26 protein-coding genes are annotated in these 25637 nt (G+C 35.9%); 22 read left to right on the forward strand and 4 right to left on the reverse strand.

Annotation, left to right across the window (positions count from 1 at the left end; translation table 11 throughout):
• Positions 1-35: 35 nt before the first annotated feature.
• The 5 genes from DW761_RS05405 (at position 36) to DW761_RS05425 (ending at position 5554) form a co-directional block, all read left to right on the forward strand.
• Positions 36-1646, forward strand: coding sequence for a single-stranded-DNA-specific exonuclease RecJ (locus tag DW761_RS05405; RefSeq protein ID WP_117516661.1), 1611 nt, complete (start codon positions 36-38; stop codon positions 1644-1646).
• Between the two features lie 53 nt (positions 1647-1699).
• Positions 1700-2215 carry an adenine phosphoribosyltransferase gene (locus DW761_RS05410; RefSeq protein ID WP_117454579.1) on the forward strand — a complete coding sequence of 172 codons (516 nt, stop codon included), beginning with the start codon at positions 1700-1702 and terminating at the stop codon, positions 2213-2215.
• 41 nt (positions 2216-2256) lie between these two features.
• Positions 2257-4458: a RelA/SpoT family protein gene (locus DW761_RS05415; RefSeq protein WP_117516664.1), complete on the forward strand. Its 2202-nt coding sequence runs from the start codon at positions 2257-2259 to the stop codon at positions 4456-4458.
• The gene (locus tag DW761_RS05420) at positions 4458-4943 is read left to right on the forward strand and encodes a GNAT family N-acetyltransferase (RefSeq protein ID WP_117516665.1); all 486 of its coding nucleotides are present in this window, start codon (positions 4458-4460) and stop codon (positions 4941-4943) included. Before DW761_RS05415 ends, DW761_RS05420 begins: the two co-directional genes overlap by 1 nt.
• A 110-nt stretch (positions 4944-5053) precedes the next feature.
• Positions 5054-5554 carry a helix-turn-helix domain-containing protein gene (locus DW761_RS05425; RefSeq protein WP_117516894.1) on the forward strand — a complete coding sequence of 167 codons (501 nt, stop codon included), beginning with the start codon at positions 5054-5056 and terminating at the stop codon, positions 5552-5554.
• A 25-nt stretch (positions 5555-5579) separates the two neighbouring features.
• On the opposite strand, the gene DW761_RS05430 is transcribed toward DW761_RS05425, so the two are convergent.
• Positions 5580-6152, reverse strand: a complete 573-nt coding sequence (locus tag DW761_RS05430; RefSeq protein WP_117516667.1) for a YdcF family protein — start codon at positions 6150-6152, stop codon at positions 5580-5582.
• A complete protein-coding gene (locus tag DW761_RS05435; RefSeq protein WP_117516669.1) occupies positions 6149-7225 on the reverse strand; it encodes a nucleotidyltransferase family protein in 1077 nt (358 codons plus the stop codon). The genes DW761_RS05430 and DW761_RS05435 overlap by 4 nt, the downstream gene beginning before the upstream one ends.
• Before the next feature lie 99 nt (positions 7226-7324).
• Between DW761_RS05435 and DW761_RS05440 the strand changes: the two genes are divergently transcribed.
• From DW761_RS05440 to DW761_RS05490, 11 genes are all read left to right on the forward strand, one after another.
• A complete protein-coding gene (locus DW761_RS05440) occupies positions 7325-8254 on the forward strand; it encodes an alpha/beta fold hydrolase (protein ID WP_117516671.1) in 930 nt (309 codons plus the stop codon).
• Between the two features lie 155 nt (positions 8255-8409).
• Positions 8410-8919, forward strand: coding sequence for a YceD family protein (locus DW761_RS05445; protein ID WP_117454573.1), 510 nt, complete (start codon positions 8410-8412; stop codon positions 8917-8919).
• Between the two features lie 15 nt (positions 8920-8934).
• Positions 8935-9105 carry a 50S ribosomal protein L32 gene (gene rpmF, locus DW761_RS05450; protein WP_117454572.1) on the forward strand — a complete coding sequence of 57 codons (171 nt, stop codon included), beginning with the start codon at positions 8935-8937 and terminating at the stop codon, positions 9103-9105.
• A gap of 151 nt (positions 9106-9256) precedes the next feature.
• Complete coding sequence (locus DW761_RS05455; RefSeq protein ID WP_117516673.1) at positions 9257-9862, forward strand: hypothetical protein; 606 nt, start codon at positions 9257-9259, stop codon at positions 9860-9862.
• Positions 9863-10054: 192 nt separating this feature from the next.
• A complete protein-coding gene (rimP, locus tag DW761_RS05460) occupies positions 10055-10525 on the forward strand; it encodes a ribosome maturation factor RimP (RefSeq protein ID WP_233511508.1) in 471 nt (156 codons plus the stop codon).
• 16 nt (positions 10526-10541) lie between these two features.
• On the forward strand, positions 10542-12227 hold the full coding sequence (gene nusA / locus DW761_RS05465; RefSeq protein WP_117516675.1) for a transcription termination factor NusA: 1686 nt from the start codon (positions 10542-10544) through the stop codon (positions 12225-12227).
• A gap of 23 nt (positions 12228-12250) precedes the next feature.
• Positions 12251-12511, forward strand: a complete 261-nt coding sequence (gene rnpM / locus DW761_RS05470) for an RNase P modulator RnpM (protein WP_117454568.1) — start codon at positions 12251-12253, stop codon at positions 12509-12511.
• A complete protein-coding gene (locus DW761_RS05475; RefSeq protein WP_117454567.1) occupies positions 12504-12791 on the forward strand; it encodes a L7Ae/L30e/S12e/Gadd45 family ribosomal protein in 288 nt (95 codons plus the stop codon). Before rnpM ends, DW761_RS05475 begins: the two co-directional genes overlap by 8 nt.
• A gap of 8 nt (positions 12792-12799) precedes the next feature.
• The gene (infB, locus tag DW761_RS05480) at positions 12800-14653 is read left to right on the forward strand and encodes a translation initiation factor IF-2 (protein ID WP_117454566.1); all 1854 of its coding nucleotides are present in this window, start codon (positions 12800-12802) and stop codon (positions 14651-14653) included.
• Between the two features lie 14 nt (positions 14654-14667).
• Complete coding sequence (gene rbfA / locus DW761_RS05485; protein ID WP_117454565.1) at positions 14668-15006, forward strand: 30S ribosome-binding factor RbfA; 339 nt, start codon at positions 14668-14670, stop codon at positions 15004-15006.
• Between the two features lie 352 nt (positions 15007-15358).
• Positions 15359-16546 carry an AAA family ATPase gene (locus DW761_RS05490; protein WP_117516677.1) on the forward strand — a complete coding sequence of 396 codons (1188 nt, stop codon included), beginning with the start codon at positions 15359-15361 and terminating at the stop codon, positions 16544-16546.
• 25 nt (positions 16547-16571) lie between these two features.
• On the opposite strand, the gene DW761_RS05495 is transcribed toward DW761_RS05490, so the two are convergent.
• Both DW761_RS05495 and DW761_RS05500 read right to left on the reverse strand, forming a co-directional pair.
• Complete coding sequence (locus DW761_RS05495; protein ID WP_117516679.1) at positions 16572-17189, reverse strand: response regulator transcription factor; 618 nt, start codon at positions 17187-17189, stop codon at positions 16572-16574.
• On the reverse strand, positions 17186-18244 hold the full coding sequence (locus tag DW761_RS05500) for a sensor histidine kinase (RefSeq protein WP_117516681.1): 1059 nt from the start codon (positions 18242-18244) through the stop codon (positions 17186-17188). The genes DW761_RS05495 and DW761_RS05500 overlap by 4 nt, the downstream gene beginning before the upstream one ends.
• A 161-nt stretch (positions 18245-18405) precedes the next feature.
• Here DW761_RS05500 and DW761_RS05505 point away from each other — a divergent pair, with 161 nt between their 5' ends.
• The 6 genes from DW761_RS05505 (at position 18406) to loaP (ending at position 25547) form a co-directional block, all read left to right on the forward strand.
• Positions 18406-19338 carry an ABC transporter ATP-binding protein gene (locus DW761_RS05505; protein WP_117454561.1) on the forward strand — a complete coding sequence of 311 codons (933 nt, stop codon included), beginning with the start codon at positions 18406-18408 and terminating at the stop codon, positions 19336-19338.
• A 65-nt stretch (positions 19339-19403) separates the two neighbouring features.
• Positions 19404-20483: an ABC transporter permease gene (locus DW761_RS05510; protein ID WP_233513031.1), complete on the forward strand. Its 1080-nt coding sequence runs from the start codon at positions 19404-19406 to the stop codon at positions 20481-20483.
• A complete protein-coding gene (locus tag DW761_RS05515; protein WP_117516685.1) occupies positions 20484-21689 on the forward strand; it encodes an ABC transporter permease in 1206 nt (401 codons plus the stop codon).
• Between the two features lie 115 nt (positions 21690-21804).
• On the forward strand, positions 21805-23256 hold the full coding sequence (locus tag DW761_RS05520; protein ID WP_117516687.1) for a glycoside hydrolase family 1 protein: 1452 nt from the start codon (positions 21805-21807) through the stop codon (positions 23254-23256).
• 462 nt (positions 23257-23718) lie between these two features.
• Complete coding sequence (locus tag DW761_RS05525; protein WP_233513032.1) at positions 23719-25023, forward strand: exopolysaccharide biosynthesis polyprenyl glycosylphosphotransferase; 1305 nt, start codon at positions 23719-23721, stop codon at positions 25021-25023.
• Positions 25023-25547, forward strand: a complete 525-nt coding sequence (gene loaP / locus DW761_RS05530; RefSeq protein ID WP_117516691.1) for an antiterminator LoaP — start codon at positions 25023-25025, stop codon at positions 25545-25547. The genes DW761_RS05525 and loaP overlap by 1 nt, the downstream gene beginning before the upstream one ends.
• Positions 25548-25637 lie beyond the last annotated feature (90 nt).

Below are 25637 nucleotides of genomic sequence, written 5' to 3' on the forward strand. Positions count from 1 at the left end.
AGAATTATGATACAATAGACAAGGTGATAAATTACATGAAAATAACATTACAAGATATATCAAAAACAGAAGAAATACAAAACACCTTACATCTTTCCCATCTATGTGCGAAAGTGTTGTCCGCTAAACAGTTGGACTATACACAGATATCCCAGATTTTATCTGCCCCCATCCTACATGATCCGATGTGTGCAATACATATGCCAGAAGTCATTGCACGTATTAAGCAGGCAAAAGCCCATCATGAAAAAGTGTTGATCTGTGGCGATTATGATGCTGATGGCATCTGTGCGACGACGATATTATTTGATGCCTTATGCCAGTTTGGCATTGCCTGTGGCTTTTATATACCTGATCGATTTAAACAAGGATATGGTTTACATCCTGATACCGTGAAGATGGCAGATGAAAAAGGATATCGTTTATTAATTACAGTAGACAATGGAGTAAAAGCTTTTGATGCTTTACAAGAGGCAAAAAAACGGGGATTGGATGTCATTGTCACTGACCATCACGATATGGAAGAAGCGGAAGTAGAAGCTTCTTTACTGTTACACCCATTTACAATGGGCGAGGAATTTCAATATCTTAGCGGTGCTGGTGTGGCTTTAGAGATATCCCGTGCTTTATTGGGAGATATCAAAGAACACATTGTACTGGCAGCAGTTGCCTCTATTGCGGATGTAATGACATTAAAAAATGAAACCCGAGATATTGTACGTATTGGAATCCAGTATTTAAAACAGGGTGTCTGTAAACCAATTCAGGCATTAGCAAATGATCGTTATCCCAAATGGGATGAAACATTGATTGCTTTTCAGGTCGTACCAAAATTAAACGTCATGGGGCGTTTAGCAGATAAGGTCAATGTGAATAATATGGTCAGATATTTACTGCTTCAAAATGCAGAAGAAATACAGCGTGTGTCCAAACAAATCCAGCAGTTAAATGAACATCGTAAAAAAATGAGTGATGAAATGGTAGAAACAGCTAAATCATTAATTCATCCCGAATATGATTTTCAGATGTTGTATCATGACAGTTTCCATGAAGGTATTGTAGGCCTTGTGGCAGGAAAACTTTCAGAAGAGATCAAAAAGCCGGTCATGGTATTAAGCAGACATGAAGAATTATTAAAAGGCAGTATCCGATCACAAGGGTATCTGGATCTAACCACATTTTTTGATGAATGTATGGATGTATTAGACAGTTATGGAGGACATAAAGCAGCAGCTGGTATTGGCTTTCGAATTGAAAATAAACAGGATGTACAGGATTATTTAAATGAAAAAGCCAAAACCTGTATCACACCTTGTGAAGATGAATATGAAGTCATTCCTTTAACAATTCAGGAGGTCAGTATTCTGGAGGTAGAAAGCCTGCAGAAACTAGCACCCTTTGGCCATGGCTTTGATGAACCATTATTCTATCTTCAAAATGTAGCGGTTGAACAAATCAAGCCAATGGGAAATGGAGAGCATGTCAAATGGGTCATCAATGAAACAGTAGAAGCAGTATTGTTTCATGATAAGACAGCATATGATACATTTTTTGAAAGAAAATCTATGAATTTTATTGGAACAATTTCCATAAATCGTTTCATGGGAAAGAAAAAAGTGAATATTTTTGTAAGAGAGGCATTTTAAATGCCTTTTAAATTTGCTATAATGAAGAAGTATTTTAAGGAGGCTATTACTTTATGAATTATAAAGATTATATTGCGGATATTCCAGATTTTCCACAGGATGGCATTTTATTTCGTGATGTAACACCATTAATGGCAGATGGTGATGTATTTAAAAAAGCATGTGATGAAATCATTGCATTCGCAAAAGAAGTAAATGCAGAAGTTGTGGTTGGACCTGAATCAAGAGGATTCATCTTTGGATGTCCGGTTGCTTATGAACTTGGAATCGGTTTTGTTCCTGTTCGTAAACCAGGAAAGCTTCCAAGAGAAACAGTCAGTGTTTCTTATGATCTGGAATATGGCAGCAATGAGCTGCAGGTACATAAAGACAGTATCAAAAAAGGACAGCGTGTGTTGATCGTTGATGATCTGCTTGCAACCGGTGGTACTGTGGATGCAACCATTCAGATGGTAAAAGAGCTGGGTGGTGTCGTTGCCGGATGTGCCTTTTTGATAGAACTGGCTGGATTAAACGGCAGAGAGCATTTAAAGGAATATCCTGTATTTGCTTTGATGTCTTACGAATAAGAAGGGGTGTTCCCCTTTTTTAGAATGTGGGTGATAAGTGTATGGTAAGTAGTCAGGTGGTAACTTTTGACGAAATGATGTCGGAAGTTAAAAAGTACATCAAAAAAGAAGAAAACATCGATCTGATCACACGGGCATATTTATGTGCTGAGAAGAATCATACCGGACAATATCGTAAAAGTGGAGAACCATATATTATCCATGCGATACAAGTCGGGTACATTTTGTCGTTGTTAAGGACAGGGCCTAGAACGATAGCGGCTGGTCTTTTACATGATGTGGTGGAAGACTGCGATGTTACACTAGAAGAAATCACAGAGATGTTTGGAAATGAAGTGGCATCTTTAGTGGATTCTGTCACAAAAATAGGGAATCTTAAATTTAAGGATGAAAAAGAATATCTTGCCAGCAACCATCGAAAGATTTTTATTGCGATGGCAAAAGATGTGCGTGTCATTTTGATTAAATTGGCAGATCGTTTGCACAATATGCGAACATTACAATATATGACGCCGGAAAAACAGAAAAAGATTGCCGCAGAAACATTAGATGTCTATGCGCCAATTGCACATCGTCTAGGTATCAGCGATATCAAAAATGAGCTGGAGGATTTATCATTCCAATACTTAAATAAAGAGAAATACTATGAAATTGCGCGATTGGTAGAAAAACGTAAAGCAGAGCGTGATGAACAGGTACAGCGGATGATCAAAGAAATCAGTGATCTGCTGGATGATCATCATATTCAATATCGTATCTTTGGACGTAGTAAACATCTTTACAGTATTTATAAAAAGATGAATACTAAAAATAAACGGTTTGAAGAAATTCTAGATTTATTGGCGATTCGTATCATTACAGACAGTGATACGGCATGTTATGAAATATTAGGGTATATACATGCGAAATACCGCCCGATACCTGGTCGTTTCAAAGATTATATCGCTATGCCGAAGATGAATATGTATCAATCCTTACATAGTACCATCGTTGCGGATGATGGCAATATATTTGAAATACAGATACGTACAGAATCGATGGATGAAGTAGCGGAGCAAGGGATTGCTGCACATTGGCGTTACAAGGAAAATATGAATGGCGGACGTGAAGTCAACCAGTCAGAAATCGAAGAACAATTGCACTGGCTGAAAGATTTCAGTGTGATGAGTGATGATGTCAATGATGATTCTATGGAGTATATGAATCTTCTACAAAAGGATATCTTTGAAGCGAATGTATACTGTATGACACCAAAAGGAAAAGTAATTGCTTTGCCAAATGGTTCTACACCGATTGATTTCGCATATCGTGTACATACAGAGGTGGGGCATCATACCGTTGGCGCAACCATCAATGGAGTGCTGTTACCTTTAAATACCAAATTAAAAACAGGCGATGTTGTATCCATTCGTACAAGTAAACAATCACCTGGGCCAAGTGAAGACTGGATCAAAATTGTTAAAAGTGCACATGCCAGAAATAAGATACGCTCTTTCTTCCAAAAACAGGAAAATGAACGACGCAATCTGGATATCAAAAAAGGGGAAGAAATGCTTCAGGATGAACTGAAAAAACGTAATCTTGATGTAGAAACTTATACCGATCAAAAGAAAGTAGAAAGTATCGCCGGAAGCTTAAGCTTTAATTCTTATCAGGATCTGATGTTTGCGATTGGGGTAAAACAGGTATCTTTGCCAGCTGTTATTGATCGTTTGGTAAAACACAAAACAAGTGTTCCTATTGATAATGAAGAATTACAGCGTATGTTTAACCGACAGGATCGTAAACGTAAAGTCAGCAGTACTGGTATTCGAGTGGCTGGCATTGATTCGATGAAAATCACACTGGCAAATTGCTGTTCACCTGTACCAGGAGATGATATTGTTGGATATATCACCAAAGGTGCTGGTGTCAAGGTACATCGCAGCGACTGTCCAAACGTCATCAATGAAAAGAAACGTTTGATTGCCGTGGAATGGGATGAAAATCTTGAACAGAAAACTTATGAAGTTAAGCTGATCATTCATTCCAGCGACCGTAATTATCTGTTAAGTGATATTGTGACAGTGGTATCACAATGCAAAGCAGGTCTACAACATGTAGATTCTACTGTAGATGAAGACCAGATCAGTGCTACCACAAAGATGACGGTCGTTGTAGAAAACGCCGAACATCTTCATACACTGATGGCAAATTTAAGAAAAATCAATAGTGTACGCACCGTAGAAAGAGTGATTCAGTAATGCAGATTCGTAAAGCGACAACAAAAGATATTCCCGCAATAGAAGCCATGTATCATGATCGTGTATTATATAACGATGCCCATGACATGCATCAGTGGCGTTTAGAACAGGTAAGCTGGGAATGCTTTTCACAATTATATACGATTGACGATTATTATGTAGCAGAAGAAAACAATTCAATTGTTGGCGGATGCTTTATCGTTGATATCGATGAATTATATTGGCCGAATGAGCCAAAAGGGGCTGCCCTTTATCTTCATAAAATCGTTGTACATCCCCATCATTCTGGTAAAGGATATGCGGATGCACTGATTACCTTTTTCAAGGAAAAGGGAAGAAAAGAAGGCTATCCAGAAGTACGTATTGACGTACGTGAAAAGAAAACGAAGCTTCGTGCGATGTATGAACGAAATGGCTTCAAATTATTGAAAACAGGACAATTTGTTTCTGAATTTACAACCGCACTTTATCATTACCCATTTTAGATGCAGAATTATCTGCATCTTTTCTTATGTCCACAAAGGGTAGCGCAAATGCCACGTATGGTTGCTGACAAAAAATGAGGGGATATGCTAAAATAATGGCGGTGATAAAAATGACATTTGCAGAAAAGTTAAAAACATTACGTTCTCAAAAAGGCTATTCTCAAGAAGAACTGGCACAAGTATTACATGTATCCAGACAGGCAATCGCAAAATGGGAAGGAAATAATGGCATGCCGGATATCAATAACATCATTGCCATCTCAAGGCTTTTTGATGTTTCTATTGATACTTTGCTGAAAGAGGAAATGGATCTTCATACACACAAAACATTGCGTGAAGCAGATATCATTGCTTGTGGCTCTTTCATTGGCGCAGCCATCCAGTTTGTATTAGATGGAGGCTTTATACGAGGCTTGATAGGTGGCGCCATGATATCCATCGCTGGCTTCTATTTGATAAAATATCCCCACCATAAACCGCTGGCTATAAACATCACACAACTAAAAAACAAGCTGGCATCCATTGATCGAACAAAGCTTTGTGTTCGTGTGATTGGCGCAGGAATTGGTGGTGTCATTGGCTTATATTTATGGAAACAGGGAATACTATAAAAAACAGGTAACACGTATCAATGTGTCACCTGTTTTTTATCTTTAATTTGATTTCAAAATACAAGGTATTCCACATACGGAAATACTCTGAAATATAATGCTTTATTTTTTCTTTCCCATCCGTTGGACACATCGCAAATTCATCAAAGAACTTGCGCACAAAGAAACTGCTTCTTCGTATATGGAAACAACTGGATACGACCACGATGTGCTGATAGCCATGCTCCTTACACAACATCTTCGCATATCGAAGATTATCATATGTATTACGTGCATTCTTTTCTTTTAGAATATCAGATGCATGTACTCCACAGCTGCGTGCATAATCTGCCATCACATCTGCTTCCACAAAATGATTGCGTACACCAGCACCACTGATCAATAAGCGCTTTACATTTCCTTCCTGATATAAGGCAATTGCTTTATCCATACGGCTTTTCTGCATACGGGAAATACTGCCATCATCTTTGGTTGGACAGCCTAATACGATGCATACATCATAGACCACACCCTTTTTCATTTTTGGCGGTGTTGGAAAGAAGTATAAGATAGGTAACTGTAAAACAAGCAATACAATGAAGATATATAACCACATCATAAGCCCACCTGTATAAAAGACTGTAGTTCTTTTTTTATGAAGCTTAAACGTTCTTCACTAGATAAAGGAATAGCATACGCAGATGCTGCCCTTAAATCCATTTCTCGATATGCTTTTGGAATCTGATTAAAACGACTGGCAATTATGACTTCTGTTTTCTTCAATTGTTTTACATAGGCACGGCCGGTTTCATTCATTGCCAATATACGAATATGTTGTAAATCCGGCAGCTGCTTTACTTCTTGCTTTGTTGTCTGGGTTAATATCTGAAGAATTGTTCGCTGTATTCTGCTTCGGGTATATCGTTTTGAGATACAGGCATCCACGAAAGATTTCATCGTTGTACATTGTTTTGCACATGTAATCATACGGTTTTCCAGACCTTCTTCCATTAAGAAAATGCTTTCTAACTGCTGTTTTGCCTGTGTGAATAACAACATTTGTAAATAAGGGTAATAATGCTCCATCGCAAAGCATGCGTGTAATGCTTCTGATAACGGGGTTAAAAAGCGTACATCTTCTTTTTGAAGAAACCGCTGTCTGATTCCTGTAGCACTTGCGATATTGCCTTTGACTTCAAGATCATGATATCCGTTTGTACGCTTGATACATAATGGTGTGATGTCTGTATCCTTTAATGCTTTTATATAGGCAACACCTAATATATCATTGCTTTGCATCTGTGTGCTTTGCGCAAAAGATTTACTGGGATCATATGCTGGGGTAATTTCTGCCATCTGTTTTAATGCATCCAGATCATTGCTTTCACTGCCAAACACGATATGATCAACACCTGCCAGTTGTAAAGAACGAATCGCACCATAGGCAAAGCCATCCGCGCTCTGCGTCGCATAGATATAAGGAAGTTCGATAACGATATCACAACCTTCTTCAATCCCTTTGCGTGCACGATCCCACTTATAAGCAAGGGATGCTTCTCCTCTTTGCACAAAATGTCCACTCATTACATTGATGAGCACATCACATTGAGTAAGTTCTCTTGTCTTATGGATATGATATTGATGTCCATAATGGAAAGGATTATATTCACTAACAATACCTGTAACTTTCATACAATTTCTCCTGTTCGTCTAAAATAGGGTACCACACTACCCGAAATTATATCATAACTTTTACAATTATGATACAATGAAACAAAAGGAGGATTCTCTATGGCAAAGATACAAGAATTTACATTTCCAAGCGAACAGGATCAACTAATCATCTCAGCTGTAAAAGTAGTGCCGGATACACCGATTGTTGGTGTGATTCAGATGGTACATGGGATGGCGGAGCATAAAGAACGCTACCTGTCATTCATGCAGTTTTTAGCACAACATGGCTATGTATGTGTGATGCATGATCATCGTGGTCATGGAAAAAGTATAGCTTCCAAAGATGATTTGGGTTATTTTCATGATAAAACAGGGGATTATTTAATTGAAGATATTCATCAGCTCACCAAGCTTTTAAAAACACAATATCCAGATGCTCCATTCTTCCTGTTTGGACACAGCATGGGTTCTTTACTGGTACGCTGTTATTGTAAACGATACGATGATGATATTGACGCACTTGTGGTTTGTGGCTCTCCAAGTGAAAATAAGGCAGCGAAGGCTGGCAAACTGCTTGTGAAAGCGATGGAAAAGATAAAAGGCGAGCACTATCGCAGCCCACTGATTCAAAAGATGGCCTTTGGTTCTAATAATAAAGCTTTTTCAGAAGGTGACAGTGAAAACGTATGGCTGTGTAGTGATCAAAACGTGGTAAAGGCATATGATGAAGATCCATTATGTAGATTTATCTTTACATTGAACGGCTTTGAAAATCTGTTTACGATCATGATGGATGTATATGATGCAAATGGCTGGGCAATGAAACATAAAGATTTACCAATCCGCTTTATCGCAGGTAGTGAGGACCCATGTATTGGAAATGAAACGAAATTTAAACAAGCTGCCGGTTTTATGAAAGAGCGTGGCTATACAAATGTGAGTGCACGATTATTTGAAGGAAAACGTCATGAGATATTGAATGAAGATATCAAAGAAGAAGTCTATGAAGATGTTTTGGCATTCTATGAACTGGTACGCAAACAGTAAATGATAAGAAATTCTTGAAAAAAATGAAAAAAAGTCTTTCATTTACCTTATTTTTGTGATTTAATATATAAGCTAGCCTATGTATATGCGAAATTAGTTGACTTTATGCAAGATTTTCCTTATAATAGGGTAGGTCAGACAACGAGGTGATTCTTTTGAAATGGAGCAAAGCTGAACTGTTACAGGCACCAAATGGTACCATTGAACTAGATGATACGATTTCATTTGATCCGACAGTATTTGCGAAAATGCATCAGATCAGGGGATTACAAGATGTTACGGTATCAGGAAATATTCATTACGATACAGAAAGTGATCGGGTATTTGCAGATCTGGATATCAGTGGAGTGATGATAGTACCGTGTTCTATAACCTTAGAGGATGTAGAATATGATTTCCATACAAAATCTTTAGAAGTGTTCTCTTTTGATAAAACAAATGATGAAGATGTACACGAAGTTAAAGGTGATGTCGTAGAGTTATTACCGGTGATCTTTCAATTGATACTGATGGAGGTTCCTTTAAAGGTTGTCAAAAAGGGATTAAAACAGTATCCTAAAGGTGACGGTTGGGAAGTTGTCAAAGAGGAAGACTATGAATTGTCCAAAAAGGATGAAATCGATCCTCGTTTAGCAAAGTTGAAAGAATTCAAATTGGAAGATTAAGTAGGAGGTGCTAACATGGCTGTACAACAGAGAAGAAATTCAAAAACAAGAAAAGCAAAACGTAGAACTCACTATAAATTAGCTGCACCTACATTGGTGAAATGTCCAGTGTGCGGTGAATACAAACAACCACACAAAATGTGTTCATGTGGTGAGTACAACGGAAAAACAATCGTTGAAAAATAGTAAGGGACCAGAGCAATCTGGTTTTTTTCTACTCTTTTTTGATATGCAGTGTATGATTTTTGTGTTAGGGTGATACAAAAGTCATACATTTCCATGCTTGTTTATGTGTTATCTTCTTCATATAATAAAGATATAAAAGGGGAAAAGACTTATGAAGAAAATGATAATTTTGATTTGTATGTTATGTTTGATGAGCAGTTGTCAAAAAAAGGAAGAAACTTACACAAGGATCCATGCGGATACAGAAAAACTATCTACATCAATGAAACAGTATTTCTATGCGGAAGCATTAGCAGAAACACAAGGTGATGCATTTCAGGCAAAGCTGTTAAAGGCAGCTAAGCATCATCGTAAAACATCAGGATATGATGTTTATGTATATCAAATCATTATTGCACCATCTTCTACAAAAGTAAAAAGATTTGGCGATATATATTTTTCACCTGATGCATCTGTTTTGCCCTATATGAATGATACCAAAATCGGCATGACAACCTTGTCACAAAGCAATGAGATTTTTCAAAATGTTTCCTATCCTGCTATGGAAAATATAGAAGATTATACAGTATTTCAATATGATATCTGTATGGATGTTATGAATAATGAACCAACGATAGAGGAAAGAATGAAACATATGAAAATAGAAATAGCTTATCAAGACCATCAAAAAGAAACTCTGGTACTTGATTTTGACCAGATTGTTTTTGATGAAGTGCTTGATCAACCTCATACAGGATTACAGCCGTTTGTGTCATAGAAATAGTGATAAAGTCCTAGATTCATGCATGATTTGATATAATCAGGATTAGAAAAGGAAATATAGTCTAAAAATATCGGCAATTTATGAAAAAATCTTGAAGTTTTTTCATAACCGTGGTATATTATCTACAGATACTTCAAACGGAGTGGGTCATGCCCACTCCTTCATTATGTTTGTAAAGGAGGTAACATGATGGACCAGATTCAAAAGATCAAAGAGCTTGTAGCGCCGATTCTTGAAAAAGAAGAAATCCAACTATATGAAGTGCTGTGGCATAACGAAGGAAACATGCGTATCTTACAGATCGCAATTATGCGAAATGATGGCAGCATGGATATTGATACTTGTGCAGACATGTCTGAAAAGATTTCTGAATGTCTGGATGAAGCTGATCTGATATCCGCTGAATACTTCCTGGAGGTATGTTCACCTGGCGCAGAACGTGAATTAAAGGATGAAGCACAAATCAAAGCAGCGATTGGAGAGTACGTTTATGTAAAACTGAGAAATCCAAAGGCTGGCATGGATGAGGTAAAAGGTTATCTGAAATCTATGGAAGAAAACGAAGTGCTGATTGAATATATGGATAAAGCTGTGAAACGAAAAGTATCAATCGAACTGGATAACATTTCATTGATTCGTTTATCTGTAAAAATTTAGAAAGGAAAGCAAAAAAATGAAGTTAAAAGATTTTATGGCTGCCATGCAGGCAATTGAAAGTGATCGCAAATTATCAAAAGAAATCGTTATTGAAGCATTACAGGAAGCATTGTCAAAAGCATACCGTAAACACATAGAAATTCCTGATGCATTGGTACGTGTTGATGTTAACGAAAAATCAGGAGATATCAAGGTTTATCAGCAAAGAGCAGTTGTAGAAACAGTGGAAGATGATGAATTAGAAATCTCTTTAGAAGATGCTAAAAAAGTCAATCAGGCATTTGAACTTGGTGATTTAGTAGAAACAGAAGTAAGTATCGCCAATTTAGGTAGAGCAGCTGTTATTTTAGCGAAGAACGTTATGAAACAAAAAATCCGTGAAGCTGAAAAATTAGTTGTTTATGAAGAATATTGTGATAAAGTTGATGAAATGGTATTTGGTACTATCGAATCTGTCGAAGAAAAATTCTGTGTTGTAAATATTGGAAAAACATTGGCATTGATGCCAAAGAACCAACAAATTCCAAATGAGCGCTATAAAGAAGGACAGATGATCCGTGTCGTCATTATAGAAGTAAATAAGGAAACAAAAGGAGCACAGGTATTAGTTTCTCGTGCCGATGCGACTTTAGTAAAACGTTTGTTTGAAAAAGAAGTTCCTGAGATCTATCAGGGTATTATTGAAATCAAGGCAATTGCACGTGAAGCCGGAGAACGTACAAAGATGGCAGTGTATTCACACAATGAAAACATTGATCCAATCGGCGCTTGTATTGGGCCTAGAGGACAGCGTGTACAGGTCATCATTGATGAGCTGCATGGTGAAAAAATTGATATCTTTGAATGGAGCGAAGATGTTAGTGAATTAATTAAAAATGCATTATCTCCAGCTGAAGTATTAGCTGTTATTCCAAGTGAAGAAAAGAAAGGTGGATTATTGGTTGTTGTTCCAGATAATCAATTATCACTTGCCATTGGTAAACGTGGTAAGAATGCCCGCCTTGCAGTAAAATTAACTGGCAGCAAGATTGATATCAAAGCACAGAGTGATGTAGATGCAATGGGTATTGACTGGAAGAATATCGCAATCAAACAAAGAGAAGAATTCTTGGCTCGTCAGGCGGAAGAAAAAGCAGCTGCACAACAGGAAATGTTTGAAGAAAGCAAAGAACAGGATGCTGTGGATATCGATGAAGCAGGTGTACAGTTTGATGTTGCAGCAGATGAAATCGAAGAAGAAATCGATGATACTGTAGAAGCTACAGTGGAACCAGAAAAAGCTGATATCGTGATGGATGAAGATACTGCAGAAATCATGGATGAATATGTAGAACCAGAAGAAGAAAAAGAAGAAACAGAATTAGAAAAGGCGGCACGTATTGCAAAAGAAAAACAGCGTTTAGAAGGTTTAAATGTAAAAGAAAAACAAGAATACAAATCTAAATTTGAAGAACTTGCAGATGCAAAGACAAAACAAGAACCAGCAGCTGCAGCAAAACCAAAATATAAGAAATATGAAGAAAAAGAAGAACCACGTCGTAAGGCTACTTTCGATTTAAACAAGAAAGATTATGGAATGAAACCAATTTATTCTGAAGAAGAACTTGCGGAAATCGAACGTGAACAGATGGAAGAAGAAGAAAACGACTGGATTCATGATGATATCGATTTTGATGAATACGATGAATACTACGATAAGTAATTCATAGAGAAAGGAGCATACTTATGAAAAAGATTCCTATGCGTAAATGTGTAGCAACCCTTGAAAGTCTCCCGAAAAAAGAATTGATACGTATCGTTCGTACACCTGAAGGTGTCGTTGAAATAGATGAAACCGGAAAGAAAAACGGACGTGGCGCATATTTGAAAAGAAGCGTAGAAGCAGTAGAAATAGCGAAAAAAAAGAAATCTTTGGCTAGATCACTGGAATGTGAAATTCCTGATGAAATCTATGAAACATTGAAAGGCATGTTCTCTCATGAGTAATGCCAGCGGATACTTAGGAATCGCGCAGCGTGCCAGAAAAACAGCGACTGGGGAAATCATTTTTAAGAAGTTTCCTAAAAATGAAATCAAGTTGATCGTTCTGGCAGAGGATATCGGGGAAAATACAAAGAATAAGCTGTTGAATAAATGTGAATACTATGGTGTTCCATATTCCTTCATGGATGCAGTTGAATTTGCGGAATTGATGGGAAATCGTAAAGCAGTCGCTATTTTGGATAAAGGCTTAGCGCAGCAGCTTCATACTTGCTTGAAAGGCTAGGTGATACTATGGCAAGACAACAGAAAAAAGGAAACGGAAACAGAAAGAACAACAATAACAGAGGAAAGAACAATAACTTTGCTCCAAAGAAAGAACGTATTGAAGTAAAGGAAATCACTTATAGTGGACCTCTGAGTGTTGGAGAACTTGCGGAAAAATTGAATCGCAACGCCAGCGAGATTATTAAATTATTGTTTATGATGGGAACCATGGTTACCATTAACTCTACATTAGATGATGAAACCATCGAACTTGTATGTATGGAATGGAATGTAGAATGCCATAAAGAAATCGTTATTGAAGAAAGTGATTTTGAAGAAATGATCAATAACGTTGAAGAAGATGAATCTTTATTGGTAGAACGTCCACCAGTTGTAACAATTATGGGACATGTTGACCATGGTAAAACAACATTATTGGATACCATTCGTAAAACACATGTTACAGAAGGTGAATTTGGTGGTATTACACAGCATATTGGTGCTTATCAGGTAAATGTCAAAGGTAAAAAAGTTACATTCTTAGATACACCGGGACATGAAGCATTTACAGCAATGCGTGCACGTGGTGCACAGGTTACTGACCTTGTTATTATTGTTGTTGCGGCTGATGATGGTGTAATGCCTCAGACAAAAGAAGCAGTTGACCATGCCAAAGCAGCAGGTGTTCCTGTTATCGTTGCTGTCAACAAAATTGATAAACCAGCAGCAAACAGAGAACGTATTGTATCTGAAATGAGTGAACTTGGATTGATGCCTGAAGAATGGGGCGGAGATACAATTTATGCGGATATCAGTGCGAAGTTTGGTACAGGTGTAAGTGATTTATTGGAAACTGTATTGGTTGTATCTGAAGTATATAACTTCCGTGCAAATCCAAACAAATTAGCAACAGGTACTGTAATTGAAGCGAAACTTGATAAAGGTAGAGGTCCGGTAACAACATTGCTTGTACAAAGTGGTACATTACACACAGGTGATGCCATCGTTGTTGGTACAGCATTTGGTCGTGTACGTAAGATGACAGATGATCGTGGACGTGAAATTAAAACAGCACTTCCATCAACACCAGTTGAAATCATTGGTTTAAATGATGTACCTATCGCAGGTGATATTTTCAAAGCATTTGACTCTGAAAAGAAAGCCCGTCAGATTGCGGAAACAAGATTAACAAAACGTATTGATCAGGAACGTAATTCTTCCAGTGCAATGTCTTTGGAAGACTTAAGCCGTCAGATCGAACAAGGTGATATCCAGGAAGTAAACATCATTATCAAAGCGGATGTACAGGGTAGTGCAGAAGCCGTACGTGCAAGTATGGAAAAAATTGATGTACAGGGTGTTAAGGTAAACGTTATTCGTTCAACTGCCGGAGCTATCACAGAATCTGATATTATGCTGGCGAGTGCATCTAATGCAGTAATCTATGGATTTAATGTACGTCCAAGTGCGAATATTCGTAAGAAAGCTGAAGAAGAAGGCGTAGAAATTCGTCTGCATAACATTATATATAAAGCATTGGAAGAAATGGAAAGTGCCATGAAAGGTATGCTTGCTCCTGTATATGAAGAAGTCGTTATCGGACAGGCAGAAGTACGTCAAATCTATAAAGTTTCTAAAGTCGGTACCATCGCAGGATGTATGGTTACTGATGGAAGCTTAAAGAAAGAATGTGGTGTACGTTTAATACGTGAAGGTGTTGTTATTTACACTGGTAAACTTGGTTCTTTAAAACGTTTCCAGAATGACGCAAAAGAAGTAAACAGTGGATTTGAATGTGGTTTGACAATTGAAAACTTCAACGATATCAAAGTTGGAGATATCATTGAAGCGTATGAAGACCAGCAGGTTGATCCAGAATAACATTAGGTGATAATATGACATTAAAAGCAGAAAAAGTAGCTGGCATTATCCAAAAGGAAGTCAGTGAAATTATTCAATTTGAATTAAAAGATCCAAAAATCGGTTTTATTACCATTACAGATGTTACCGTCACAAATGATTTATCTATCGCAAAAATATATGTTTCTTTCCTTGGACAAAAAGCAAGAGAAGAAGCTGGTATGAAAGCATTGGAGCGTAGTAAAGGATTTATTCGTACGAATCTTGCGAAACGTATGACTTTGCGAAAAGTCCCAGAACTGCAATTCAAGATTGATGATTCTTTGGAAAGAGGAAATAAAATCGAGAAGATTTTGTATGAGATGAACAAGTAATGAAAAATGCATGGCAATAGCTATGCGTTTTTTTATAATTGCATTAGCAAATAAGATTATTACACATGAAAGAGATGAGATGTTAAAGGATTATATTTTGGAAATGAAAATATCTGATTACCGTCTAAATATGACTTTGAAGGTACAGTGAACGTACCAGTCATGTGTATCTTATGTAAAAACGATTCAGATACAGATACAAAAAAATTCTAGCTTGTACAAATAATGGATAAGCCAGAAGCTCCCAGCTATAAAGCAGGGAGTAGTTCACTAACATAAATAGAAAATAAAATAATAGCAATATAAAACTGTATATGAATTGTGATATAATGCGTAAAGAGGTGGTAAGTTTATGAGAAAAACAGTTGGTTTTGGTGAAGGTAATTTTCAAACATTAATAGAAGAAAATCACTTTTTCATTGATAAAACATTATTCATTAAAGAATTTTTGGAAAGTGATGCGAAAGTAACAATGATCACAAGACCAAATGGTTTTGGCAAGACCTTAAATATTTCGATGCTTGCTAGTTTTTTAGATATCACGAAAAACACTAAGTCTTTATTTGAAGATATGAATATTATGCAAACAGCATGTGCAAATGAGATAAATCAATATCCTGTGATTTTTGTAAGCTTTAAAAATGTTAAAGGTGAGAAGAAAGATGCAGTAAAAGCATTAAAAAAAACTTTGATTGATGAATATAAACGTTTTGATTTTATCTATCCTCATTTATCAGAAAATTCTAAAGAAGAATATAAAATGGTGTGGAAAGGCCTAAAAAATCAAAATAATACAGAACTAACGGATATCAATGATTGTTTACAGTTACTATGTCAATTTTTATATGAATATTATGGTAAAAAAGCTATTTTACTAATTGATGCATATGATACGCCATTCAAGGAAGCTTGTTATCATGGGTATTATGATGAAATTGGTAGTTGTTTAGCAATGATTTTGGAAACATCTTTAAAAGGAAACGAATATTTAAAGAAAGCGATATTAACTGGTGTTATACAGGCTAGAAGAGTAAATATTTTTAGTGGATTAAATAATATTTCTGTATATAGTGTGATTCATGAAAAATACGCTCCTTATTTTGGCTTTACTGAAGAAGAAACCAAAATGTTTTTAGAATATTTTAAATCGGATCTTACAAAAGAAGTAACAAAGTTTTATGGTGGCTATCAAATAGGGAAAATCAAAATCTATTCTCCATATTCTATTTCCCATTATGCTGGTGAAAAAAGAATGGATGTTTATAGAAAAGAAAAAATGAATGATGGGATAGAAATGACATTATATAAACATAGTGCAATATTTTCCTTGAAATATCATGAATTAATCAAAAATGGAGAAACGGTTGTTTATACAGATTTAAATATGTCATATGATGAAGATAGGAAAGATTCTACGCTTTGGGCATTCATGATTCATTATGGCTATCTTACAATTAAAGAAATGATGGATCGTGGTATCTATAAAGTTGTTATTCCTAATGAAGAAGTAAGACAGGATTTGAAGAATATAATTATATAAGATAAAGGAAGCCATGGCTTCCTTTTTACTGTAAATGCTGATAGTAGAAAATTGCTAATTGTGTACGATCACGCAAATCTAATTTATTTAATAATGTACTCAGATAATTGCGAATCGTTCCTTCACTAAGAAACAACGTATCTGCCAGCTCTTTATTATTAAGTCCTTTTGCGACAAGTTCAATAATGGTTAGTTCTCGTTCGCTTAAATCATAAGTAGAAGACGCATCGCTTTTCTTCGCCAGCAGGGAAGGAAGTTTACTAATGATTTCTGTATTAAATACATTTTGACCAGAGAATACTGCGTCAAGCGCAGGAATAATACTATCAAAATTTTGTTTCAGTATATAGCCTTTGACACCCAGGCTTAAGGCTTTCACAATATATTCATCATCACTGAAAGTTGTCAGAAATAATATTTTTGCTTCAGGATGCTGTTTTAGAATTGCTTCACTGGCTTCTACACCATTCATCCCTTCCATACGAATATCCATCAATAATACATCTGGTAAAAACTCATCATATAAAGCGATAGCTTCCTGTCCATTATTTCCAGTATCAACAATTGTGACACCTTTTGCCTCTAATATCGTTTTTAATGAGCTGCACACCAGCTTATCATCATCTACAATTAATACATTCATACTGTTTTATCCTCCTTTGGTATCGTGATATATATTTGAAATCCATCATCTGTTAAAATATTGAAAAAGCCATGCATCTGATCTACGCGATCTTTCATGTTTTGAAGGCCGATTCCTTCTTTTTTGATATGAATATCTGTGCCATTATCGTGAATGATCAACTGATAAAAAGCGGGCTGTTCCCTTAATGTTAAGGATACCATATTGGCATTGCTGTGTCTTGTAATGTTGTGTAAGGCTTCTTTGATAATGGCTAAGATATGATAATACATGGTATTGCCAAATGGATGTACGATATCATATTCTAACTGTATCTTACAAAAGGTGTACTCTTCACAAAGCTTTTGTAGAACGATATGTAAATCCAATGCATCATCATGTAAATCATGTACACTGTTTCTGACATTATCCATGCCCTGTGATATTGTGCTTCTTAAATCTTGTAAAGGAGCTTTCATATTGTCTTGTTGATTGATTGCCTGTAATGCGCCAATCTGTAAGAGGGAACTGCTTAACAAATGCCCAACATGATCATGGATCTCTCTGGCAATACGATTTCGTTCATTTAATATAGCGATATGAATATCTTGTTCCTGTGCTAATAATAAATTTTTATTCTTTTCTTCAATCAAATTTGCCAATTCCTTTGTTGCATCACGCTGTTTCAAATAGCTTTTCTTCAGTTCTTCATTTTCAATATAGCGGACCTTTAAAATATAAGATAAACATAAGGCACATGCTAAGAGGAAAATATGATGTATTTTTGAATAGGATATAAGATAAGGAATGAGAAATAAAATTTCATCTGGATGTAGCTTACGATCTATGATCCATAAATAGAAAGTACAGGGCACAAAATATATAAAGTCTGGAAAGATAAAACTCATGATCAAATATAAAAGCAATAATTTTTTATATTTAGGATACAACAAACCAATACTACATAAGATGATGGCACAAAGCAGAGGCAGTATAGAATATAATTGCAGGTTATCCATATACATAAAGATGAAACCATAAAAAAACAAGATGATTAAATTAATAATTTCATTCATGGGCCCACCTCCTATCACTTGCTATTAGTTTATCATGTTTTCATAATACAGACAATCTGCATGAAGATTTTGTGACATTTGTCATCTCAACTCATGCTTTCCTTCACTATGATATATCCAGATTATCCTGTATACTGGAATCAGAAAGTGAGGAGATCAACATGATTATTAAAATAAACAATCTTGTCAAACGATATAAAGATGTGATTGCATTAGATCATTTCCATATGGAAGTAGAAGAAGGGGAAATCATAGGACTGTTAGGGCCAAATGGCAGCGGGAAAACAACAGCTATCAACTGTATGTTGTCTTTATTAAAATATGATAAAGGGGAAATCCAGTTATTTGATAAACCCATGCATCCAGATGCAATAGAAAGCAAGCGGATGATTGGCATCGTTCCCCAGGAAGTCGCGGTATTTTATGAATTAACAGTATATGAGAATATTGATTATTTTTGTGGGTTGTATGTAAAAGATAAAGCACGACGTAAACAATTAGTAGAGGAAGCCATTGATTTTGTGTCTTTACAGGATTTCCGTAAATTTCGCCCTGGCAAGTTAAGTGGAGGGTTGCTTAGACGATTAAATATAGCATGTGGCATTGCACATCAGCCGAAATTAATTTTTATGGATGAACCAACTGTCGCCGTAGACCCACAAAGTCGTAATTCTATTCTGGAAGGTATCCGTAAATTAAATGATGCAGGAGCGACCATTATCTATACATCACACTATATGGAAGAAGTAGAAGAAATTTGTAGTCGTATCATCATTATGGATAAAGGAAGAGTCATCGCAGAAGGCAGTAATGAGCAGCTAAAAGCAAGTATTACATTAAAAGAACGCATCGATATTGAACAAATTGAATTAAATGAACAACAGTTATCTGAAATCAAAGAAATCGCAAACGTATTTGCTGTACAATACAACGCACATAATTTACAGGTGAAGTTTATGGAAGGCAAGCATAATCTGATGAATCTGCTAGATTATCTATCCGGACATGAAATCAGCTTTGGAAAAGTCTATTCCCAATTACCAACCCTGAATGATGTTTTCCTTGAAATAACCGGAAAACAGCTACGTGATTAGAGGTGATGGAAATGTTATCTCTTATGAAATATCGATTTCTTTGCATGATAAAAAATAAATCACTGATGTTTTGGACATTGGCATTTCCTTTGATCCTAACGACCTTATTCGCCAGTGTATTAAGGGGTGCGTATGATCCTGATGAATTTAAAACCATTTCTTTGGCAGTTGTGGATTCTGTGTATTATCAAAAGGATGAAACATTAAAAAATACGTTGTCTTCTGTACAGATGAACGATAAACCAATGTTTGATTTGCAGATCGTATCAGAAAATGAAGCGAAACAATTGCTGGATGATAAAAAAGTGGATGGTGTGATTTCTGATGGAGAAAGTATAAAAATCGAAGTCAATAAAAATAATATCAATACAACGATCATTAAATCTTTCTTTACCGAATACGAACAAAAAGCAGAGGTTGTAAAAGATTTGATGATGCAGGGAAAAAGTGTTGATGAAATCATGGATTTATTTCATCAGACACAAAATTATCTGACACAAAATGATATTGAAGATCACGATTTAAGTTCTGTATTTTTCTATACAGTACTAGCGATGGTCTGCTTATTTGGTGGACAATGGTCTATGTATGCCATCTATGATATACAAGCCAATCAATCCAGCAGGGCAGCCCGTTTGGCAATGACACCGATTCATAAGATACAATATCTATTTACAGATTTTCTGTTATGTATGGTGTTTGAAATGGTATTTATCCTAATCGTGTATTCTTATATGGCAGGTGTTTTGGATATCGCATTTGGAGAACATGTATTTGCGATATTAGCAATCCTTTTGGCAGGATGTTTAAGTGGCAATGCCTTAGGAACTTTGATTGGATGTGCAACTACTCAGACACTTGGATTTAAAGATGGATTGTTGACTTCCATTACGATGCTGGGCAGTTTTCTTTCGGGTATGATGATGGTACAAATCAAATATCTAGTACAGTTATATATTCCATTTGTGAATTATATCAATCCAGTCGCAATGATTACTGATGGTTTATATAGTATCTATTACTATGGAATTGATGAGCGCTTCTATACAAATATTATTTCCCTTATCGTTTTGATCATTGTATGTTACAGCATAAGTTTCTTCTTGATACGCAAAAAGAGTTATCAAAGTCTGGAGGCGAGATAAATGAGTCATTTAAAATTATATTGGAAACTGGTAAAATCTTGTAGAAAGCCTTTGATGATTTATTTTTCTATCTTTATTACTGTATTTTTCATCTATGCAAGTTTTCTGGGAGATAGTAAACAAACAACAATGTTTCAGGAAGTTGAGCCGGATATCGTATGGATAGATCATGATCAAAGTGAAGCCAGCAATGCTTTAAAGAGCTATATGAATGATATCGCTGAAATCAAAGATGTAGGTGACACCAAAAAAGATCATGAAGATGCTTTGTTTTATGGCTTTGTGTCTTTTATCGTAGAAGTACCAGAAGGTTTTGAAGATAATTTATTAGCTGGTAAAGATACCAATATCGCTTGTACATCCAGACCAGATGAAGTAAATGCAAGCATGCTGGAAATGAAAATAGAATCCTATCTATCCACCATGCACATCTATCATGAAAGTGATCCTACTTTAAAAGTATCACAATTAAATGAAAAAGCCAGACAAAGTATGGATACCAAGTTAGATATCTCTATGCGTTCTAATGAAGAATTGAATATATCTCAAACACTTCGCAGCGGTTTCTTTAATTATGCATCTTATATCTTTATGGCTTTAACCATGTTGAGTGTTGGTCTGATTATGACAACAATCTTTAAATCAAATCTTCAAAAAAGAGATCTGGTATCACCCATCAGCAGCAACAAGCGAAACTTCTCATTATTCGTTGCGAACATCTTATTTGGCAGTGCACTATGGGCAGTCTTTATGGTTGTGATCATGTTTCTGCCAAACAGTGATATGTGGACTTTACAAGGATTCTTTTATGGATTGAATCTGTATATCTATGGTATGCTATGTGTCAGTGTTGGTTTCTTGTTCAGCTGTTTGTTGTCAAATAAAGCACATGTTGGACAGGCATTAAATGGACTTACCAATATCGTATCTTTAGGCAGTGCATTCTTAGGTGGGGCGTTTGTGCCACAATCGTTGATTAGTGAGTCCATATTGACGATTTCACATTTTATCCCAACCTACTGGTATGTAAAAATAAATGATACCTTGGCAAACTTAAACGATTTTAATGGACAACAGTTTTATGATATATTATCCTATATGGGAATAGAAGTATTATTCTTAATCGCATGCTTTATGATTGCATTATTGATCATGCGAAATCGTAAAACCCAGGAAGCATTTATCAGTGCAGGAGAACAGGCATAAGAGGCAGGTAACTGCTTCTTTTTTGTATAATTTATAGAAAAACGCATAACCTACTTGAAAAGCACCAAATGAAAATGCTATCATTTCGTTAAGAGGACAAAGGAGGAGTTACATCATGTATTTTAAAGAAAGTAATGGTTTTCCTGAAACCTTCTTATGGGGCAGTGCAAGTGCTGCTTATCAGATAGAAGGGGCCGCAAGTGAAGATGGAAAAGGTGTCAGTAATTGGGATCAATTTGTAAGAATTCCAGGCAAAACCTTTAAGGCTACCACCGGTGATCTTGCGGTAGATCATTATCATCGTTTTAAAGAAGATATCGCCTTAATGGCAGAAGCAGGTTTAAAGACCTATCGTTTCTCCATCGCATGGACAAGAATCATACCTGATGGAAATGGAGAAGTGAATGAAAAAGGCTTGGCATTTTATGATGCCATCATTGATGAATGTATCCAATATGGTATTGAACCAATGGTTACTGTATATCATTGGGATATGCCACAGGCATTACAGGATCAATATGGGGGATGGGAAAATCGTCAGATCGTAAAAGATTACGTTCGCTATGCGACAACCCTGTTTGAACACTTTGGAGATCGTGTACACTACTGGATCACCATGAATGAACAAAACGTATTTACATCCTTAGGCTGGTTAACAGGTATGCATCCTCCTGGAAAAGTCATGGATCAGAAGATGTTTTATCAGGTAAACCACCATGCGAATATGGCACATGCATACAGTGTATTGGAATTAAAGAAACGCTACCCAGATGCACATGTAGGCGCAAGCTTTGCGTATACACCAGGCTATGCATGGGATTGTAAACCAATCAACGCAATGGCAAAAGCAGATTATGATGATTTACAGAACTATTTCTGGATGGATGTATATGCATATGGCCGTTATCCAAAAGCAGCCATTCGTTATATAGAAAGTAATGGTATCCATATCCAAATGGAAGCTGAGGATCAAAAAATCATGAAACAGGCCGCAGCCCTGATTGATTTTATGGGAGTAAACTATTATCAAACAGCAGCTATAGAATATAACCCAATCGACGGTGTTGGTATGAGTACCGAAGTCAACACGACAGGAAAAAAGGGAACTGCCAAAGAAGAAGGCATTCCTGGATTATACAAGAAACCATCTAACCCATATCTGGAGAAAACAGATTGGGACTGGACAATTGATCCAATGGGTATTCGTATGTGTTGTCGAGATATCACATCACGTTATGATTTACCAATCGTCATCAGTGAGAATGGATTAGGTGCTTTTGATAAATTAGAAGAAGGTAATGTCATCCATGATCCATATCGTATTGCATTCTTAGAAGCACATTTAAAAGAATTAAAGAAAGCAATTGATGATGGTTGTGATGTATGGGCATATTGCACATGGTCATTTACAGATTTGTTGAGCTGGTTAAACGGATATCAAAAACGTTATGGCTTTGTCTATGTTGATCGTGAAGAAGATGATACAACCGCAAAACTGAACAGATATAAGAAAGACAGTTTCTATTGGTATCAAAATGTCATAAAAACCAACGGGAAAGATTTATAACACGTAAAAGGTCTAATTACAGACCTTTTCTTTTTGTACTATTTTAAACCGCTTACATCATAAGAATATCTTATCGGTCTAAAAATGAATAGAATAATGTAATATTTTGGTTGATAAAAGACTACAAATGTAGTATTATTATAAACGTTACATGGGAGTCATATGATGTATCTCTATAATTATATGTTTCATAATGTATAGGATAATATATAGTCGGTTTTCTGATGAAAATCGGCTTTTTTTGTGCATTTTTCTATCTAATTCCCCATATTTATAGACATAAAATCATAAAAATTCATGTATCTCAATAATTATACGTTTGTAGATTTTTGTAACTTTTAAGACAAAAAGGAGGGGAATGAAAACAGAACATTATCGTTCAATTTATTTTCAGAAGTGATGAGAACAAAAAAGAATATAGGGATCGTTAGCTTTTTGTCAGAGTTACTCTTCATTCTTTTTATGATGCTGATTGTCCGTGATTCCATGGATTATACCTTGCGTTTCGTTGTTCTTTACTTAATGATTCAAGCAATGTTTGGTCATTATCGTGTATCTACGTTACTTGTTTGGGAAGAAGTGGAATTACTGATTAAAAGCCATCTTTGTTTCTATATGGCAAGTCTATTATTGATACCGATTGGTAAGAAAAGTGTCTATTTACTTGTATTCAACTTATTGATTACATTCTGTATGTTCGTATTTGATATCTTTATCTCACGTTCGATAAGAATCGTATTAAGAGATTACGCAAAAGAACGTGTACTGATCATTGGTACTGGCAGAGAAGCTGAACAGCTAGATCATGTTGTGAAAACAAATCGTTTCTCTCTTATGGAAGTTGTCGGTTTCATAGATGTAAATGATAAAGAATTATTTCCAAATATGCATCAGGAAGTTCTTGTGAAAAAAAATATCTATCCTGTAAGAGATTTAGTAGATATTATCGAACAACAGGATATTGATACAGCGATCATTGCGATATCAGACGCTACCAAAGAACAGATGGATCATTTCATGAGTATTCTTTACAACAAAGTAGAAAAGATTAAATACCTTCCAAGAACATCAGGTATGGTGACATTTGATACAAAGGTACAAGACTTTGATGGATTATTAGTCGTATCCACTGCTAAAGGGAAAACAAGTAAAGGTGCAGCTATCATGAAGCGAATCATTGATATAGCTGGAGGCATTGCTGGAATGATCTTATTACTTCCTTTATATTTCTATGTAAAAAAGAAGAATCATGCAAATGGAGATTATGATCCAATCTTCTTTACACAGGAGCGTATCGGAAAAGACGGTAAACCATTTAAGATCTATAAGTTTAGAACGATGGTACCGAATGCGGAACAAGTCCTAGAACAATTGATGGAAGAAAATCCAGCAATCAGAGAAGAGTATGAAACAAACAAAAAGCTGAGAGATGATCCAAGAATCACCGCAGCAGGAAAAGTTTTGAGAGAAAAAAGCTTAGATGAATTTCCTCAATTTATTAATGTGATCAAAGGGGAAATGAGCATGGTAGGACCAAGACCATATCTGCCAAGAGAAATCAAAGATATGGGAATGTACTACAACAGTGTGATCGGCTGTACACCAGGAGTCACAGGTATGTGGCAGAGTCATGGAAGAAGTGATGTCAGCTTTGATGATCGCTTGAAGATGGATGATTACTATTATAGGAACTGGACAATTTGGTTGGATATGACAATCTTAATCAAAACAGTGAAGATGGTATTCAAAGGTGAAGGTGCACTGTAATGGAAGAAAAGAACTGGTATGTATTGTTTGTGATGGGTGGTAAGGAACAACAGCTATGTGACTTCTTGAATCACGAAGAAAACTGGTATGCCTTTTATCCTAAGATTGAGCTAGTCAGACGAAAGAACAGTGTAGACCATATCATAGAAAAGCCTTTATTTCCAAGTTACATCTTTGTGGAAAGTGAAGATAAACATCAAGACTTCTTGGTCAAGTTATGGGATTTAAAACAACGGAAAACAGGCATTGTAAAAGAACTAAATTATAAAGATGAGATACCAGCATTATATGAAGAAGAAAAGCAATATTTAAAAGGTCTGTTGGATGAGAAACATACATTGAAGAAATCAGTAGGATTTATCGAAAATGACCATGTGATCATAACAGAAGGACCATTGAAAGGTTATGAAAGTCATATCAGTAAGATAGACAGACATAAGAGAAAAGCAGTATTAGAGGTAGAGATGTTACATAAGAAAATCAATGTAACGATACCATTAGAAATCATAAAACGAACTGAATAAAGAAGTAAAAGTTGCCAGGGGCACATTATGGAATATACAGGGACATACTTAAACCGTTCAACACTTTATGTGGGGGAAGGGAGGAGTGTG

It is taken from the genome of Absiella sp. AM29-15, from assembly GCF_003434225.1.
In the GTDB taxonomy this organism is placed as follows: Bacteria; Bacillota_I; Bacilli_A; order Erysipelotrichales; family Erysipelotrichaceae; genus Hoskinsella; species Hoskinsella hominis.

Coding starts and splice junctions, on each gene's coding strand:
- DW761_RS05405 (WP_117516661.1), top strand. CDS start 36: ATGAAAATAACATTACAAGATATATCAAAAACAGAAGAAATACAAAAC.
- DW761_RS05410 (WP_117454579.1), top strand. CDS start 1,700: ATGAATTATAAAGATTATATTGCGGATATTCCAGATTTTCCACAGGAT.
- DW761_RS05415 (WP_117516664.1), top strand. CDS start 2,257: ATGGTAAGTAGTCAGGTGGTAACTTTTGACGAAATGATGTCGGAAGTT.
- DW761_RS05420 (WP_117516665.1), top strand. CDS start 4,458: ATGCAGATTCGTAAAGCGACAACAAAAGATATTCCCGCAATAGAAGCC.
- DW761_RS05425 (WP_117516894.1), top strand. CDS start 5,054: ATGACATTTGCAGAAAAGTTAAAAACATTACGTTCTCAAAAAGGCTAT.
- DW761_RS05430 (WP_117516667.1), bottom strand. CDS start 6,152: ATGATGTGGTTATATATCTTCATTGTATTGCTTGTTTTACAGTTACCT.
- DW761_RS05435 (WP_117516669.1), bottom strand. CDS start 7,225: ATGAAAGTTACAGGTATTGTTAGTGAATATAATCCTTTCCATTATGGA.
- DW761_RS05440 (WP_117516671.1), top strand. CDS start 7,325: ATGGCAAAGATACAAGAATTTACATTTCCAAGCGAACAGGATCAACTA.
- rpmF (WP_117454572.1), top strand. CDS start 8,935: ATGGCTGTACAACAGAGAAGAAATTCAAAAACAAGAAAAGCAAAACGT.
- DW761_RS05455 (WP_117516673.1), top strand. CDS start 9,257: ATGAAGAAAATGATAATTTTGATTTGTATGTTATGTTTGATGAGCAGT.
- rimP (WP_233511508.1), top strand. CDS start 10,055: ATGATGGACCAGATTCAAAAGATCAAAGAGCTTGTAGCGCCGATTCTT.
- nusA (WP_117516675.1), top strand. CDS start 10,542: ATGAAGTTAAAAGATTTTATGGCTGCCATGCAGGCAATTGAAAGTGAT.
- rnpM (WP_117454568.1), top strand. CDS start 12,251: ATGAAAAAGATTCCTATGCGTAAATGTGTAGCAACCCTTGAAAGTCTC.
- DW761_RS05475 (WP_117454567.1), top strand. CDS start 12,504: ATGAGTAATGCCAGCGGATACTTAGGAATCGCGCAGCGTGCCAGAAAA.
- infB (WP_117454566.1), top strand. CDS start 12,800: ATGGCAAGACAACAGAAAAAAGGAAACGGAAACAGAAAGAACAACAAT.
- rbfA (WP_117454565.1), top strand. CDS start 14,668: ATGACATTAAAAGCAGAAAAAGTAGCTGGCATTATCCAAAAGGAAGTC.
- DW761_RS05490 (WP_117516677.1), top strand. CDS start 15,359: ATGAGAAAAACAGTTGGTTTTGGTGAAGGTAATTTTCAAACATTAATA.
- DW761_RS05495 (WP_117516679.1), bottom strand. CDS start 17,189: ATGAATGTATTAATTGTAGATGATGATAAGCTGGTGTGCAGCTCATTA.
- DW761_RS05500 (WP_117516681.1), bottom strand. CDS start 18,244: ATGAATGAAATTATTAATTTAATCATCTTGTTTTTTTATGGTTTCATC.
- DW761_RS05505 (WP_117454561.1), top strand. CDS start 18,406: ATGATTATTAAAATAAACAATCTTGTCAAACGATATAAAGATGTGATT.
- DW761_RS05510 (WP_233513031.1), top strand. CDS start 19,404: ATGTTTTGGACATTGGCATTTCCTTTGATCCTAACGACCTTATTCGCC.
- DW761_RS05515 (WP_117516685.1), top strand. CDS start 20,484: ATGAGTCATTTAAAATTATATTGGAAACTGGTAAAATCTTGTAGAAAG.
- DW761_RS05520 (WP_117516687.1), top strand. CDS start 21,805: ATGTATTTTAAAGAAAGTAATGGTTTTCCTGAAACCTTCTTATGGGGC.
- DW761_RS05525 (WP_233513032.1), top strand. CDS start 23,719: ATGATGCTGATTGTCCGTGATTCCATGGATTATACCTTGCGTTTCGTT.
- loaP (WP_117516691.1), top strand. CDS start 25,023: ATGGAAGAAAAGAACTGGTATGTATTGTTTGTGATGGGTGGTAAGGAA.